Annotated in this window: 13 protein-coding genes; 10 read left to right on the forward strand and 3 right to left on the reverse strand. The window is 58.8% G+C overall.

Annotation, left to right across the window (positions count from 1 at the left end):
* Positions 1-16: 16 nt before the first annotated feature.
* Positions 17-2749: a peptidoglycan-binding domain-containing protein gene (locus IE166_RS15590; protein ID WP_189505440.1), complete on the reverse strand. Its 2733-nt coding sequence runs from the start codon at positions 2747-2749 to the stop codon at positions 17-19.
* A gap of 620 nt (positions 2750-3369) precedes the next feature.
* A complete protein-coding gene (locus tag IE166_RS15595; protein ID WP_189505442.1) occupies positions 3370-4134 on the reverse strand; it encodes an IclR family transcriptional regulator in 765 nt (254 codons plus the stop codon).
* 192 nt (positions 4135-4326) lie between these two features.
* On the opposite strand from IE166_RS15595, the gene IE166_RS15600 reads away from it, so the two are divergent.
* The 7 genes from IE166_RS15600 to IE166_RS15630 are packed head-to-tail and all read left to right on the forward strand — an operon-like array spanning position 4327 to position 12303.
* Positions 4327-5901, forward strand: a complete 1575-nt coding sequence (locus IE166_RS15600; protein WP_189505444.1) for an ABC transporter substrate-binding protein — start codon at positions 4327-4329, stop codon at positions 5899-5901.
* Between the two features lie 53 nt (positions 5902-5954).
* On the forward strand, positions 5955-6809 hold the full coding sequence (locus tag IE166_RS15605) for an alpha/beta hydrolase (protein ID WP_189505446.1): 855 nt from the start codon (positions 5955-5957) through the stop codon (positions 6807-6809).
* Positions 6806-8416 (forward strand): gamma-glutamyltransferase, encoded by a 1611-nt coding sequence (ggt, locus tag IE166_RS15610; protein WP_189505447.1) that lies wholly within the window; start codon positions 6806-6808, stop codon positions 8414-8416. The genes IE166_RS15605 and ggt overlap by 4 nt, the downstream gene beginning before the upstream one ends.
* 10 nt (positions 8417-8426) lie before the next feature.
* On the forward strand, positions 8427-9401 hold the full coding sequence (locus tag IE166_RS15615) for an ABC transporter permease (RefSeq protein WP_189505449.1): 975 nt from the start codon (positions 8427-8429) through the stop codon (positions 9399-9401).
* A 3-nt stretch (positions 9402-9404) separates the two neighbouring features.
* Positions 9405-10325, forward strand: coding sequence for an ABC transporter permease (locus IE166_RS15620; RefSeq protein WP_189505452.1), 921 nt, complete (start codon positions 9405-9407; stop codon positions 10323-10325).
* On the forward strand, positions 10322-11299 hold the full coding sequence (locus tag IE166_RS15625; protein ID WP_189505454.1) for an ABC transporter ATP-binding protein: 978 nt from the start codon (positions 10322-10324) through the stop codon (positions 11297-11299). The genes IE166_RS15620 and IE166_RS15625 overlap by 4 nt, the downstream gene beginning before the upstream one ends.
* On the forward strand, positions 11299-12303 hold the full coding sequence (locus IE166_RS15630) for an ABC transporter ATP-binding protein (protein ID WP_189506047.1): 1005 nt from the start codon (positions 11299-11301) through the stop codon (positions 12301-12303). The genes IE166_RS15625 and IE166_RS15630 overlap by 1 nt, the downstream gene beginning before the upstream one ends.
* Before the next feature lie 1005 nt (positions 12304-13308).
* Here the strand turns inward: IE166_RS15630 and IE166_RS15635 are convergent.
* A complete protein-coding gene (locus tag IE166_RS15635; RefSeq protein WP_189506049.1) occupies positions 13309-14367 on the reverse strand; it encodes an alanine racemase in 1059 nt (352 codons plus the stop codon).
* A gap of 142 nt (positions 14368-14509) precedes the next feature.
* Between IE166_RS15635 and IE166_RS15640 the strand changes: the two genes are divergently transcribed.
* The 3 genes from IE166_RS15640 to IE166_RS15650 all read left to right on the forward strand — a co-directional run bounded on the left by IE166_RS15640 (position 14510) and on the right by IE166_RS15650 (position 16734).
* Positions 14510-15316, forward strand: coding sequence for a transporter substrate-binding domain-containing protein (locus IE166_RS15640; RefSeq protein WP_244641534.1), 807 nt, complete (start codon positions 14510-14512; stop codon positions 15314-15316).
* Between the two features lie 90 nt (positions 15317-15406).
* Positions 15407-16069, forward strand: a complete 663-nt coding sequence (locus IE166_RS15645) for an amino acid ABC transporter permease (protein WP_189505458.1) — start codon at positions 15407-15409, stop codon at positions 16067-16069.
* A 2-nt stretch (positions 16070-16071) separates the two neighbouring features.
* Positions 16072-16734, forward strand: a complete 663-nt coding sequence (locus tag IE166_RS15650) for an amino acid ABC transporter permease (RefSeq protein ID WP_189505460.1) — start codon at positions 16072-16074, stop codon at positions 16732-16734.
* Position 16735: the final 1 nt, after the last annotated feature.

A 16735-nucleotide genomic window follows, 5' to 3' on the forward strand; every position in this document is an offset into this window, starting at 1 on the left:
AGCCTCTGCAGCGAGTTTATCTTGGTTCGGCAAGCCACAGGCTTTTAAGGTGGTGGCCCGTGCGCCAGACATCAACCGCGGTCTCGTCGCAGCCCGCCTCGACGGGATCTCGAACCGCACTAAATTCCTCATCAAGAACGGCGCCGAGCAGAAAGCATTCGTCCCTGTACTCGCCACGCTCGGCACTGGCGAGCTTGACCGTCGCCCGAAGAACAATGGCTTCAAGGTTCCGGCCCTTCCAGTTCACCACGCCGTAATCCTGGATTGCCACCTGGAGATCACGCGGTTCCCAGCCGCTGGACTGCAGGTCGCTCTTCCATCCTGTAAATGAAGGAAAGACCTGTTTGACGTCGATTGCCGACGGTTCGCTGCGCTTTGCAGGCTCCTGAAGAACGACCTCTCGCAGGCCTCCCGTAAACCGGTTTATGGCAGCCGTAGCAGCGGCCCTGTTGGAAGACTGAAGTTCGAACTGCCTCGCAGTGCGTGTCTCCTGTTCCTCGCGGAGGCGTTGAGCTTCGATCCTTTGCTCTTCCTCAAGAGCTACCCGCCTAGCTTCAGCCGCGCGAACTGCTTCTTCACGCGCCAGCTTTAGAGCGCTCTCTGCTGCCGTCAATTCACTTTGCTCCAGCCAGACGGGTGCATAGGAGAACGGGATGCCGTCGCGCTCCAGCGCATCGACGACCATTTTCAGCGAGGCCCTGCTGCCGTAGAAAACCTCGCACTGGCCTTTGCGCAGGAATTCGTAGCCGACGTCGAGACTCTCGATCCTGACGCGATCCTCGAATGGAGGAGCGAGCCCAGCAAACTCGGCAAGCTCGCGGAGCTTGCCTTCGTGCAGTTCTCGCTCCTGTTCAATCACGGCGCAGATCGTATTAGCCCGCCCGTCCAAGAAAATGCTGCCATAGCCCTCCCGCGATCCTTGCTGCACATCGCGGGCAAGGCCTGCGACAAACGCGTCGTCACGGTCCAGCCGCGCCTTTAGTTCAGCAAACTGAATGGGCTCGAACGGCTTTACGACACCACGTTCAAGAGCGTCGAGAATCCCCATGGCCAGGCTTGTCTGCGCTTCGCTGAACTTCCGCTTTTGAATAAGCAGAAGGTCAGCTTCCTTGAGGGTTTCCGCGCTGCAGGCGGTACCGCTGACCGCCACCGACTTCCCACCCAAAGGCGCCACAGCGGCACGTAGCACGCGATCGAGGGAAGCTGTACGATCCATACCCAGCAGGCAGACCGCAGCTGTTCCTTTCGTAAGCGAGTAGTTTCCGGTGAGGGTCCTCAGCAGCGACGGCGCAGTCGGGCTGGCGTTGTACAGCACGGCGACATCGTCCAGGGAGCCTTCAAGGAGAACCTTGTTGGCGTTTGTGACCGTTACTGGCGCTCTTGCCGCAGAAGACGGACCCTTGTCTTCGTTCGACGGAACTCTCAGCTCGTTCAGATCTGCCTCAAGATTGCGCGATGTAATCAACGAACGCACACCATCGCGAGCTTCTGAAAGCGCATCCAGGTCGTTCGAGCCAAGCACGGCATCGACGGCCTTCAGCTCGCCGACGACATCCGGCAGCTTGGGCGACGTGAGATGGGTCGACGCCCAACGAGACAGGAGATCCTTGGTTGTTTTCAAGTCAGCAAGGATCGACAGCACCTCTGCGTTGCGCGCTTCGGCGCGCTCCTTCTTCCGCACCTCCGCAAATGGAGGAAAGCCTGGAACATCCGAAAGCAGGCTGGCAAATCGCGCAGTCGAGGCTTCGAGCGAAGCTGCGCCACCTGACTTGATCTCTGCCGAAAGGGTAGACGCCCGATCCGCTATTTCCACGATGTTGGGTATATCGCGATTAAGTTTTAAAAAGCCCTCGGCATCGGAAAGCATGACCTCAGCAGAAGCTCGCGCAGCCTTGAGCTTGGCTGCCTCCGCCTTCGCGAAGGACGCCTTGTCAGAATAGCCTCCTTGTAGAGCTGTGCGGTACTCGCCGATCGTATCAAAACCGGATGACTGGAAGCTCTCGTACTCTGCCTTGGATCGGGCTCCAATTCTTTGTGCAGCCTTCATCTGGTAGGCGGAGACAAAGCCCCCTTGTTGAGCCTGCAGGTACTCATCGTTGTTGCTGAAGCCTCCTTGGCTCGCAGCTTCGTAGTCACGCTGAGTTGAGAAGCCGAGGGTCTTTGCCTGCCGGAAGATAACTTCCGTAGGGAAGCCGCCCTTCCGTGCTTCGGTAAAGGATTGCGCATCATCGAAGCCAGATGAATTTGCCATTCGGCGTTCTTCTTCGCTTCTGAAGCCATCGCCTGCATTGCGTTCGATCTCGGCCAAGCTGACGTCTGTCAGAAGGTCGCCCGGAGGCGTTCCAAAAGCTGCCAAATACCGACGGAATGCCGTCACGGTTGAAGGGCCGATCAGTCCATCGACGGGACCGTTATAGAAAGAGAGGCGGCTCATGGAGGCCTGCAGGCGCCGCACCGAAGAGAGATAGGTTTGCTGATTCATCAGGTCGAGCGACGAATTGGGTTCGTAGCTATGCCAGACAACGTTCTGGAGGCTGTCGCCTTTCGACAGGAAAGCATCGTCCGGGATGAGGCGCAGACCAATGAGAGCTTCAAGATTCGCCTTGGCCTTGTCTGCCTTTAAAGTCCCGGCCAAGATAGCGAACACACCGTTGCGGCTTTCCACAACCAGAAGCGGACCGAGGGTTCGACCGTAGGACATTGCCAGACCGATCGCTTCACTCGCCGTGGGACGGCTGGAGATGATCAACCAGAGGGTTGAGCTTTCAGGAGGTCTAAGGGCGACCGAGTGAAGATAAGAGCGATCGATAGGCAAAGATGCCCGCGCTTGTGGTCCAACGTTTCCGCTGTAAGCATGAGAGGTACAGGTTAACGTCGCCGCTGTGACGGCGACCGTCGAAACGAGTCTTAGCCTAAGACGCACCACACAACTCCGTACAGGACAACAGCGACTACTTCAAACATCTGACTTCTGAGAAGTCTATTGTGGATCGACTTGCTTGATGCCTTTGATCAAATACCCTGAAGATGTTGCAAAATTGCATCGAGTTGGTCAGGATTGCCTTGCAGCTAAAAGCCTACAAATTTTTTGGTGAATAGATGGCCGAAGGCGGACTGGCCGCTTAGGTTAACTTCAGGGCAGCAGCGAACATGGCGAACCCGATGTCGCCTGCTAGAGAAAACGGCTCGTAAACATCTTTGGTTGTTGTAGGCTTAGTTAGCTTTATTAGTTTTGGCATATATAAGATCAGTTCGAGCCTTGCCTTCTTGGTAGCTTCACGGGTTAATCTTTAACACCGTGCCATCTTTCTCTGCCGATGCGCCGACCCTACTGCCTGTCATACTTGGCGCAGCATTCGACATTTGAGCCTACCAGCCCAGCCCAGCCGAGATCTTACGGGCGGCGTCTTTCAACAGCAGGATGAAGCGGTCGACATCGCTCCTTTGTGTGCGGAAGGCTGGAGCACCTACGTTGACAGCCGCGATCACCGACCCATCAAAAGCTAAGACGGGTACGGAGACGGAAACAAGCTGTTCGCTGACTTCCCCGTAACTGACACAAAATCCCTGATTTCGGATCTTATCCAATTCCGCGATCAGCTTAGCGCGGTCAGTGATGGTTCGCTTAGTTAACCGAGGAAGCACTTCCGGGATCATCTGCGTCTGAACTTGTGGATGTAGGAAGGCGAGCAGAACTTTATAGGAGCCCGCGCTCAAAGGCCGACGCCGTCCGATCATGGCCTGCACCCGCAAGTCCCGCATCGGTTCGAACTTTGCGATGCAGAGGGACTCGCCGTTGTCGATAATACGAAGCTGTGTCGTTTCATTTGCCTTTTGGCCAACCTCTTCCAGAATCGGGTTAGCGATGCGCACCAGATCGACCTGCGTCGATGCCGCGGTCCCGATGACAATTGCAGTCGTGCCGAGACGATAAGTCCCCTCATCGCTCTTCCTCACCAAACCGCGCCGTTCCAGTGTGCGTAACATCCGCAAAATTCTTGGCTTGGTCTCACCTAAGGAGCGAGCAATCTCCGTAAGTCGGACATCCGGAGTTTGGGCTACGCTCAACAAGACATCGAGACATACGTTAACTGATTGAAGAACATCCCTTTCCGGTGCTTTCTCAAGGGGCATGATGTTTCTCTCAGTCGACTTAGATCAGGGTCGAGAAGGTTGCTGCAAGGCGGTTACGGTGTACGTAACACTCAGGATTCTGGTTTGACAGCCTTCTTTTCAGCCGGTTACCAATTCCCCCCATGAGCGGACGGGAACCCGCTTTATCCGATCTACTGAGGTCGGAACGAACCTAGAACCGGGATGGAACCAATGACCGCCAAAGTCTTACAGCGGGCAGCGATCGCGCTGCTCGGCACGATCGCTATTCCTGCAATGGCTTCTGCACAGGAGACGCCATTGACGATCGGCATGTCGACGACACCTACGACGCTCGACCCGCATGAGGATAGTTCCGCGCCAAACAATGCCACGTCGCGCCACATCTGGGACAGCCTGATCAATCTTACGGGCAAATCCAGCAATGAGCCGGAACTCGCCACCGAGTGGAAGGCCGTCGACGATACCCATTGGGAATTCAAGCTGCGCGAGGGCGTCAAATTCCATGATGGCAGCGACTTCAATGCCGATGATGTCGTCGCCTCGCTTCTTCGTGCCCGCGACAAGCCAAGCCAAGGTTTTGCGTCCTATACCCGCAACATCACCAATGTGACGGCCAAAGATCCGCTGACGATCGTCATCGAAACCAAGGTGCCCGATCCGCTTCTGCTGAACTCCGTCAGCCGCATCCGCATCATTAGCGCAGATTGCAAGGACGCTTCGGTTCAAGACTTCGACAATGGCAAATGCGCCATCGGAACCGGCGCTTATTCTTTCGTGTCGTACCAGCCGGGCAGCAACCTGACAGTCAAGCGCAACGACAGCTACTTCGCTGGCCCATCGCATTGGTCTAACGTCACCTTGCGCTTCCTGCCGGACGACGGCGCACGTTTGGCTTCACTCTTGTCCAACGAAATCGACATTATCGAAACCCTCCCGGCAGATGGTATGGAGCGTGTTGCATCGAGCGGCAATTTGCAGATCATCAATGGACAGTCGTCCCGATTTGCGTATCTCGGCATGGATGTCAGTCGCGACGTTGCTGCTTTCGCGACCGCAGCAGATGGCTCACCGCTCGACAAGAATCCGCTCAAGGACGTGCGGGTCCGCAAGGCCCTGCTGATGTCGATCAACCGTGATGCGATCGTTGAGCGCATCATGCAAAAGAACGGCACGGTCGCCGACCAGTTCGTTGCTGAAGGTTATGCCGGGCATTCGGACAAGGTTGAGAAGGTCGCCTACGATCCTGCTGCAGCCAAGGCGCTTCTCGCAGAAGCAGGCTATCCTGAAGGGTTCAGCCTGACGCTGCATGGTCCGGCCGGACGCTACGTCAAGGATGCCGAGATTTTGCAGGCTGTCGGCCAGATGTTCACGCGGATCGGCATCAAGTCCAAGGTCGAGGTGCTGCCTTGGGCGATGTATTCCGACAAGTACTCCAGTGGCGACTTCAGCTTCTTCTTCGGTGCCTGGGGCGTCAACACTGGCGAGACAACGAACCCGACGGTCGCCCTTGTTGCCACACGCGATGAGAAGAAGGGCACTGGTCGGTACAATGGCGGTGGCATTTCCGATCCGAAGATCGATGAAGTCCTCGCCAAGGCAAGCTCCACCCTCGACGAAGCGGAACGCAAGCCATTACTGGAAGAGCTGTCCACACAGACGTTCAACAGCCTCTGGCTCCTTCCCATGCACTACGAGAACGTCGTTCTCGGTGCAAAGAAGAGCGTGTCCTACACCCCGCGCGGTGACAAATACACGCTCGCCTACGAAGTCCAGCCCGCGAAGTAAGCGTTGTGGAAGGGCTGGATTTATGCAGCCCTTCCATCTTCCCAGGAGATATTATGCAGGAACTCGGAACGGGCGAGGCGATTGCCCGCGCGAAGGCCGTCTATGACTATGGCCATACGGCAATCTTCGCGTCCAAGAGCGATCCGCGGCTTCACTTGGCCCTTTATATTCCGCCAACGGCCGCCGAAGGCCGCAAGCTCGATCTGCTGGTTGCGGTGCATGGAACCAGCCGAACGTCGGCCTTCGATTTCCTGAACGGCTTCGCCGAATTCGGCCTTTACAACGACTGCGCCATTCTAGCTCCCATTTTTCCGGTCGGAGTCTTCGGCGATGGCGCCCGCTCAGGCTACAAGTTCCTGGAAGAAGGGGACATCCGGTACGATCAGGCTGTGATCGCCATGGTCGAGGAGATGGCTGAGAAGTACGGACAAAACTGGTCGACCTTCGCCATGTTCGGCTTTTCGGGCGGTGGACATTTCACGCATCGTTTCGCGATCCTGCATCCAGAAAAGCTGTGGGCTGCCTCCGTCGGGGCACCCGGTTCGGTCACGCTGCTTGATCCGACCCGCGATTGGTGGGTGGGCGTGCGCGATCTGGAAGCCCGTTTCGGTAAACCGTTCAAGCCTGAGGAGCTGGCCAAGATCCCGGTCCAGATGGTTGTAGGGGATGCCGACCTGGAAAACTGGGAAATTACCCATAAGCCAGGAGGCCGCTACTACATGGAAGGCGCCAACGATGCAGGGCAGACTCGGCCGGAACGCCTTTCAGCGCTTGCTCAGTCATTCCGTGAGGCAGGCGTTCAGGTCACCCTAGATGTCGTGAAGGGCGTATCCCACGACCGTATCAAGGTGCTCGGTCACGTCAAAGCCTTCTTAACGAAAGTGCTGAGCGAGCGGCGCCAGAAATGAAGAACGCAACGATTGTCGCTCCCCAACCGGAGGCGGTTGAAGCCGGAGCCGAGGTTCTCGAGCGTGGAGGCAACGCCGTTGACGCAGCTCTCGCCTGTGCCTTCGTTCAAGGCGTGGTCGATCCGCAGATGGCAGGCATCGGCGGCTTTGGCTCGATGCACGTCTATATGCCCAAGAAGGGCGTACACGAGATCCTGGAGTTTTACGCCCGTGCGCCATTGAAGGCGACACCGGACATGTGGCTGGACAAGATCAAGCATCAAAGCCGAGATGGCTTTGGCTATGTCCTCGAAGACAATATTTCGGACATCGGCTATCTCGCCGTCTGCACGCCGGGATCGCTCAAGGGCTACGAGACCGCGCTGAGGGATTACGGCACGTTCGATTGGGCTGATCTGATCAACCCTGCCGTCCGGCTCGCGCGGGACGGCTTCATGATCCGCAACCACATGCATTGGTACTGGTCAAAAGATCAGTCCAACGACGGCTTCGCCAATACGCTGGACAAGCTGCGCTTTTCTGAAACGGGACGGCGCGTTTATTTCCACGAGGATGGCTCGCTTCGCGATGTCGGCGACCTGCTCGTCAACAAGGATATGGCCGACACGCTGGAGCGGATCGCCAGAAGCGGCGGATCCGACATTTTCTACCATGGCGAGCTGGCTGAACAGATCGCCGCCGACTTCAAGGCGAATGGCGGGTTGATCGGGTCGGAGGATCTGGCGAAGTACGAACTGTCCCGCGTCGCGCCGATCTGGGGCCAGTATCGCGGCAACCGGATCGCCACATCGCCGCCTCCCGGATCAGGTTTCCCGATGCTGGAGTTCCTCCACATCATGGCGGAATTCGACGTCGGCTCGATGCAGCATGGCAGCGCAGAACACCTGCGCATTCTGTTTGAAGCCATGAAACGCATGACGATCGACAAGGACGCGCATATGGGCGACCCTGCCTATGTCGATGTTCCCTACGAGACGCTGTTGTCCAGGGACCATGCGCAGGCGCATGCCAAAGCGATCAAGGCTGGAGAGATCGCCAACGTCGACCGTCTCGACCGTTCGCAGCGCGATACCACGCACATCTCGGTCATCGACAAGGACGGCAATGCCGTTGCGATGACCCATACGCTGGGCAGCCCATCCGGAGCCATCACCAACGGTCTCGGCTTCATGTATAACGGGACGATGAGCCGCTTCAATCCGGTGCCTGGAAAGGCCGGCTCGATTGCACCGGGCAAGCGGCGTCCAAGCTCCGCCGCGCCCACCATCGTCTTCAAGGACGACAAGCCATCCGTCGTCATCGGCGCGCCGGGAGGCAGCTATATCGCTCCGGCCGTGGCGCAATGCCTGATGAACATGATCGACTTCGACATGCCGGTCCTTGAAGCGGTATCGGCACCAAGGATCGTCGGCGTTTCGAACACGATGGATATCTGCAACCGTATCCGCCATTCCGTCGAAGCTGAACTGGTCGCACAAGGTTATAAGATCGCGCGGTCACCGCAGACCTACGCTTTTGCGGCGGTTCACGCCATCAAGATCGAAAACGGCCTGTCCACCGGCGCGGCCGATCCGCAGCGCGATGGAATGGCGATCTCCGTCGCCTGAGAGAGGTTCCATGGTCACATCCATCATCCGGCGGTTGATCCAGGCGCTGTTCGTCATTCTGGCGATGACGATTATCGTCTTTATCGGCGTCAACGTGATCGGCAATCCCGTCGACATTCTCATCAATCCGGATGCCAATCAGGCCGAGCGGGCGCGTGTTATCGCGCATTATGGCCTCGATCAGCCGATCTGGAAGCAGTACCTGATGTTCCTCCAGGGACTGTTGCATGGCGATTTTGGCGACAGCTTTGTTTATGGACGACCAGCGCTTGGGCTCATCCTTGAGCGCATGCCGGCAACCCTGGAATTGGCGATCACCGCCTTGGGCATCGCCCTTGTTGTCGGCCTGCCGCTGGGCCTCTACGCCGGGCTCTACCCTAAACGCGTTTCCTCGAAGCTGATCATGTCGGCCTCGATCCTGGGTTTTTCGCTCCCCACCTTCTGGGTGGGCTTGATGCTGATCATGGTGTTTTCGGTTGAGCTGGGCTGGTTGCCGACGAACGGCCGTGGCCCGACCATGGAACTGCTGGGCACGCAGTGGTCCTTCCTGACCGGAGAAGGTTTGCGGCATCTTCTGCTGCCAGCCTTCAATCTTGCCTTGTTCAAGACCTCCCTCATTCTCAGACTGACCCGCGCTGGCGTGCAGGAGGTTCTGCCGCAGGATTACATCAAGTTCGCTCGAGCAAAGGGTGTGCGCGAAGGCCGGATCATCGGGGTACATGTTTTGAAGAACCTGATGATCCCCGTGGTCACCATTATCGGTCTGGAATTCGGCTCTCTGATCGCCTTCTCGGTTGTTACCGAAAGCATCTTTGCATGGCCCGGCATGGGCAAGCTGATTATCGACTCCATCAACCTGCTCGATCGCCCGGTGATCGTCGCCTACCTCATGATGATGGTCGTGCTGTTCGTCGTCCTCAACTTCATCATCGACATCTGCTACACCATCCTGGATCCGCGGGTCCGGCTGGACGCAAAGGCCTAACCCATGTCGGAATCCAACGTACAGGATCAAACCGTCCCCGCTGCGACCCCAGAGCCGGGTCGGCTAACCAAGGGCGTCTCCGAATTCTTCAAGTCCCCGGCGGCGGTAATCGGCTTCGGCACGCTGATCGTGATCTGCGGTCTGGCGGTCTTCGCGCCCTGGATTTCGCCGCAGAACCCATACGACCTGATGCAACTCGACATCATGGATGGACGGTTGGCCCCGGGGTCGGAATCGATGACCGGGATGGTGTATTATCTGGGCACCGACAGTCAGGGTCGCGATATCCTTTCCGGCATGCTTTACGGCTTGCGGACATCGCTGATGGTTGGTGTTCTGTCTGCCTTTGCAGCCGCCATCATCGGCACGACCGCGGGCTTGTTCGCGGCCTATATGGGCCGACGCACCGAAACCGTGATCATGCGGCTCGTCGACCTGCAGTTGTCCTTTCCCACTATCCTGATGGCGCTGATGATGCTGGCTATTCTCGGCAAGGGCGTGATCAACGTGGTCATCGCGCTCATCATCGCGGAATGGGCGACCTATGCCCGCACCGTTCGAAGCACGGCCCTTGTCGAGCGTGAGAAGGAATATGTCGAAGCCGCGCGCATGCTGCGCCTTCCAGGCTGGCGCATTCTCTTCAAGCATCTTCTGCCGAATTGTCTGGCGCCGGTGATCGTCATCGCGACGATGCAGGTGGCTCGCGCGATCGGTCTGGAAGCAACGCTGTCGTTCCTCGGTCTCGGCGCGTCGGTGACCGAGCCGTCGCTCGGCATGCTGATCTCCACCGGATATCAGTATCTCCTGACCGGCCTCTACTGGATCAGTTTCTTTCCAGGCATCGCACTGCTGGTCACAATTGTGTCGATCAACCTTGTCGGTGACCGTCTCCGCGATGTTCTGAACCCAAGGAACGCTTCATGAGTGCGTTGCTGCAGGTAAGCAATTTGGTCACAGAGTTCGGAGGGGGCGGTGGTCATCCTGGCCTGAAAGCCGTCAACGACGTTTCCTTCACGGTGTCACGCGGCAAGGTTCTCGGCCTGGTTGGTGAATCGGGATCCGGCAAAACCGTGACGGGCTTCTCCATTCTGCGCCTTCTCGAAAGGCCCGGCCGCATTGCAGGGGGACGCATCCTCTTCGACGGAACGGACATCGCGAGCTGTTCTGAAGAAGAGATGCGGCAGCTGCGCGGCAAGCGCATTGCGATGGTGTTTCAGGACCCGATGATGACGCTGAACCCGGTTCTCACCATCGGCACGCAGATGGTTGAAGCCGTTCAGGCGCATGACAAGGTTTCCAAGGAAGTTGCGCGTCAACGATCACGCGACGCCCTAGGGCTGGTCGGCATTCCGAGCCCGGAAGAACGGCTGTCGTCTTATCCGCACCAGTTTTCCGGTGGCATGCGGCAGCGTGTGGCAATTGCGATCGCGCTGCTGCACCAGCCAGACCTGATCATCGCGGACGAGCCGACAACAGCGCTGGACGTAACGATCCAGAGCCAGATCATCTACGAGTTTCAGAGGCTCGCGGAAGAGTCCAACACCGCCGTAGTCTGGATCACGCATGATCTGGCCATCGTGTCCCGCCTGGCCGATGACATCGCCGTCATGTATGCCGGCCGCCTCGTCGAAACCGGCCCAGTGGGCAAGGTGCTGACCGATCCTCGTCACCCCTATACGGCCGGACTGATCGCATCCGTTCCGTCGCAAAACCGGCGTGGCGAACCGCTGCATCAAATCAGGGGCATGACGCCGCCGATCAACCGTCTGCCGGAAGGCTGCAGTTTTCGGACCCGATGCGATCGGGCAACTGAAGCGTGCCGGATCATGCCGGGCCTCATTCCCGAAGAGGATCGCTCGTTCCGCTGCATCCATCCCGTTATGAAAGAGGTCGCATGATGCCGGCGACGCAGACGCCCCTGATCGAGGCGCGCAACATCTCGCAGCGCTTCGGCCCTAAGCCAGATCTGGCCGCCAAGATTGCGCTCAAGCTAAAGCTTGCGAAACCGGCGCCGGTGGTCCACGCGCTCGATGATGTCAGCTTGACCATCCGCAGCGGCGAGGTCGTGGGTCTGGTTGGCGAAAGCGGCTGCGGAAAGTCGACCTTGGGTCGTGTCATTGCGGGCATCACGTCACCCACCGAAGGCGACGTCTTGTGGAAGGGCGTCAAGCAAGACGCCATGTCGGCCTCCCAACGGCGCGACTTCGGCCTTGCCACGCAAATGATTTTCCAGAACCCAATGGCCGCGCTGAACCCGCGCATGACGGTCGAGGAACTCATCTGGGAAGCGCCGAAAACGCACCGGCTCGCACGCTCGGGCGAGCGCAACACCTACGTCGACAAGTATTTGACATTGGCGGGCTTCAACCCGGAAACGAAGAAGCGATATCCGCACCAGTTTTCAGGCGGTCAGCGCCAACGCGTCAACATCGCGCGGGCCCTTGCCGTGCAGCCGAAGTTCCTCGTCTGCGACGAAAGCGTTGCTGCGCTCGACGTGTCGATCCAGGCGCAGGTCATCAACCTGTTCATGGAACTGCGTGATAAGCTCGACCTGACCTATCTCTTCGTCAGCCACGATCTAGGCGTCGTGGAACATATCTCCGACCGCGTCGCGATCATGTATCTGGGCCGTATCGTGGAAGAAGCTCCTGTTGATGAGATCTTTCGACGTCCCAACCACCCCTATACGAAGGCGCTTTTGGCTGAAATTCCGCGCATCGAGCCGGGAAAGCATCGCTTCAAGCCCGTGAAAGGCGAATTGCCAAGCCCGCTCAATCCACCGAGCGGCTGCCACTTCCATCCCCGATGCCCGTTTGCCATGGAGCGTTGCCGAGCGGAAGTTCCGTTGAAACAGGAAGTGGCGCCGGGGCATCTATCGGCTTGTCACCTCAACGACGCATAACGCACCTTGGCCGCAAGCCAGTGGAAGAGGCTACGTGAGTGCCTTGCAACCATGCTCGGCTGACGGTCCAGCATCATGCGATGCGGTCGCTGAATCGTATCTGGATTTTGTCGACAGCGGACAGGCAGGTTTTGGTTTGCATTGGCGAATAGCAGCCGCTCCGTTACGCTACCCCACGACAGCCGCTTAATCGAAGGCGCCCGTTTGTGGGCTGGAGCAAGTTGAATACATCGCCGTCACAGAGCTCCCTCGTTATGGGTGAGAATTAGACATCCCTCCTAATTGCAGCGCAGACTTACGCTTGCGCAACCATCTCTGGGTACTGCTTCACAGAAATCGGGCTTCAAGTGACGGTGATCACTCTACGAAAGCGAGGCTCTCTGAAGAAGGCCGATCCGCGCCGGCTGCTCTCCCTATCGACGAAATTACGTCCAGCGCGGACAGGATGTTCTGCTCGAAGGTTAGCGACCTTCACGCAGAGCCTTGCTTGTCTCTGGGCTGGCATGCACTTACAAAATGCTAGCAAGCGGCGTGGCTTTCAGGCTGTTGGATCTTCCTGTCGCGATGCTTGAAGCACGGCGCACGGTCAGGAAGGCGAGGGTTGCCGTCCACTGGGCCAACGCGGCGTATAGCCTGCGTGATCGCAACGTTCTCCCACCGCGAGGCAAGCCGGGCTACGAACGTTCCGATCGCTGGGCCTGGCTTGGTTGTCGGCGTTTATACGTCATTGCAGGCAAGCAAGTATGGCGATGCGCGGCCGCAGGGCGTCATTCAAGTAAATGCGGAACGGGCATCGCGAACAGGAAACCATAGTCCGTTCTTCATCGCTGCAAGTTTGCGCGTTGAACGTTGAGCCGCCGCAGCCGTCGCAGCCGCCGTAGATTTACTCCGCACCTACGCTGGCCTACGGCTGATACGTTGCTGACCGAGCTGCATTTAGTGGCCCGGAGTGAGCGGAATGAGCCTCCGACGGACAGCATCTGGAAACCAGCATCGCACCATAGTTCAGGATACGCGTCCCCTCGCGGTAATCGGCCAAGTTTCGTATGCACCGTCAGGCATGCGTACGCATAGCTCGTCCAGCATGTTGGACACGACGCATGCGTGGTTGGGAATGATTTCCACCTCGTCTCCGATACAGAGCGACATTGTCCCTTCGCTCACCAATCGCCCGTGTTCTTCGGACAGCTGGTCTATCTTGATGCCGGGATGGCCGACTACGGTGCCGTGTCCGTCCATCCCGAGGAGGTCCGAGGTAAGAACCTTGCTCCCAGCATCGATGATCGCACGCCGCGGCGTCGGTCTCGACACCACTGTCGCAATTACGCGGAGCGCGCAGTCCTGTTCGGTTGCAACTCCCCGTGAGACAAGTGAACGGTCGTTGTACACGTACGTCCCGGGGCGGTATTCGGTAATGGTGCCACCGCTTGCGGCATTCCAGAGATCGGGCGTTCCACCGGAACTCACGACAGGAACGCTCAGCCCCGTCTCTTCGATGAACGCCTTCGCAGTGGCAAGAAATTCCGTTGCGCGAGCAGCTTGCCCGGCTGCCGGATATGTCATTAACCCTCCGAACGACAGGCCGGGCGAGTTTGCGATCCCGAGGGCGAGGTCTCTGGCGCTGTCCGGGGACTGAACGCCGCAGCGGCAGGCTCCGGTGTCACATTCAACAAGTACGGCAAGCCTATCCGGCTCAGCCGCGAACGCTGACGAAAGCCCGCGCACGACGGCGATGTCATCGGCAACCGTCGACAGCCGAATCCTTCGCGCCAGACGGCGCAGCCGCTCCAGCTTGGCAGGACCTACCGCAGGATAAGACAGGAACACGTCCGTGACGGCGGCGCCGGCATCGAGCAAGGCCTCGACCTCGCCGATCTTCTGGCAGGTGATGCCGACTGCTCCGGCCTCCATTTGTGCGGATGCCAGACGACCGAGTTTATGGGTCTTGATGTGCGGGCGAACAGCCAGGCCCTTTGATTGCAGATGGGCCTGAGCACGCTCGATGTTGCGCTGCGCAACCGCAAGGTCGAGCAACGCGTACGGCGTTTCTATTGGTGCCTTCACGCTGCCCCGCACAATCTTGTTGACATCGACGTCTCCAGGCATCCAGATAGCGCAATCCGTTATTGCGGTCAAATGTCCAATATAATGGACAATGGGAACATGGAGAGCGGGAATGGGAATGAAGCAGATCATCGTTGGCCTGATGGCCGCTGTGTCGGTCGCGTCTGCCGTTGAGCAAGCCTCGGCGGCGAAGCTCGAAGACGTGCTTGCACGAGGGAAGCTCGTCGTCGGCACCGGGTCGACCAACGCGCCGTGGCACTTCAAGGATGCGAGCGACACGCTCCAGGGCTTTGACGTAGACGTAGCCAAGATCGTCGCGAAGGCGCTCTTCGGCGACGTAGAGAAAGTGGAGTTCGTAAATCAGTCCTCTGACGCGCGCATTCCGAACATTACGACGGGCAAGGTGGACATGACATGCCAGTTCATGACCGTCACCGGCGAGCGCGCGCAGCAGGTGAACTTCACCATTCCTTACTACCGCGAAGGCGTTGGACTGATGCTGAAGGAGGGTGGCCAGTACGCTGACTACGCCGCCCTGAAGGCGGCTGGCTCGTCGGTTACCATCGCGGTCCTGCAGAACGTCTACGCCGAGGAACTTGTCCATAAGGCTCTGCCCGAGGCGACGGTTGACCAGTACGATGCACAGGATCTGCTTTATCAGGCCCTGCAGTCCGGCCGCGCGGATGCAGCCGCGACAGACCAGAGCTCGATCGCGTGGTACGTGACGCAGAACCCGGGACAGTACAAGGACGGCGGATACGGCTGGAGCCCTCAGAGCTATGCCTGCGCCGTGGCGAAGGGTGATCAGGACTGGCTGAACTTCGTCAATACGGCGTTGCATGAGGCGATGACGGGCGTGGAGTTCGATGCCTACGCCGCGTCATACAAGAAGTGGTTCGGCAAGGACCTCGCTCCGCCTGCGATCGGTTTCCCGGTCGAGTTCAAGTAAGCGACGAGCACTCCGTCAAGGCGCCGGAAGACCGACAGCGTCCCGGCGCCTCCGCCAGCAGTCCCGCACTGTCGCGCACCAGGATCCGCAATGGGTTATACCCTTAATTTTGCCGCCGTGTGGCGCAACTTCGACGACCTGCTTTGGGGTCTCGGCTTGAGCCTCTTGCTGGCCGCCGTAGCCATTGGACTGGGCTGTGTTCTCGGGCTGGTTCTAGCCTTCGGCCGCGTCAGCCGCTCGCGCCTGCTTTCTGGCTTGGCAGGGCTCTATGTGACGGTCTTCCGCAACCTGCCGCTGCTCGTACTTGTGCTGTTCTCCTTCTTCGCCCTGCCGCAGATGGGGCTGAGGCTCTCCAAGCAGTCATCCTTCGTGCTCGCGCTAGCGCTTTATTCTGCCGCCTACCTCGCAGAAGTCTTCCGCGGCGGTTTGCTCGGAGTGCCGCAGGGATTGCGCGAAGCCGGGCTTGCCATAGGCCTCACGCAAACGCAGATCAGGCGGAGCATTGTCTTGCCGATCATGCTGCGCTCCGTGTTGCCTGGGCTCGGCAGCACGTTCATCGGATTGTTCAAGGACACTTCGCTTGCTGCGGCGATCGCAGTGCCGGAGCTTACGTTCGAAGCGAGGAAGATCAACGTCGAGACGTTCCGGGTCATCGAAACGTGGATTGTCGCAAGCGGCCTCTATGTCGTCACGTGCTCGATCCTTGCTGCTCTTCTTCGTCAAGTCGAAGCCAAGCTCGCTATATCGAGGTAGCCGTGAATCCACCCGCCACCTTTTCCGAACTCGTGTGGCTCGCGCGCTGGCCTTTGCTTTATGGGCTGGGCACGACCGTGGCCATTTCCCTGCTCGCCATCATCGGCGGGACGGTGCTTGGCACGCTTCTCGGGCTCGTACTGACCTACGGCAGTCGGGCATCCCGATTCGGCGCGCGCCTTTACACCGATTTCGTCCGCGGCACCCCGGTGCTGGTGCTGGTGCTGGCCAGCTTCTACATTCTTGGTGTCGCCGGCCTAGACCTCTCAGCGTTCCAGGCGGGCGTTCTGGCGCTTACCGTGTTCTGTTCCTCCCATGTGGGCGAGGTGACGCGCGGCGCCCTGCAGTCGATCCACAAGGGCCAGGGCGAAGCTGCGAAGGCCATTGGCCTGACCTTCTCTCAGTCCTTCCGCCATGTACTGGGACCCCAGGCCCTCAGGCTGGCTCTTCCGGCCTTGATCAACACCGCCGTGGAGATGGTGAAGGCTTCGACGCTGCTGTCGGTCATAGGCGTGGCGGAACTGTTGCTGCGCACTCAAGAAGTGATCTCACGGACGTTCCAGAGCCTCGAGTTCTACCTGCTCGCCGGGTTTCTGTACTTTGCCGTCAATTATGCCATCGAACGCCTCGGCCGCTATGTCGAGCGTCGAACGAGCCTCGCCTGAA

It is taken from the genome of Tianweitania populi (assembly GCF_014652875.1).
Lineage (GTDB): Bacteria > Pseudomonadota > Alphaproteobacteria > Rhizobiales > Rhizobiaceae > Tianweitania > Tianweitania populi.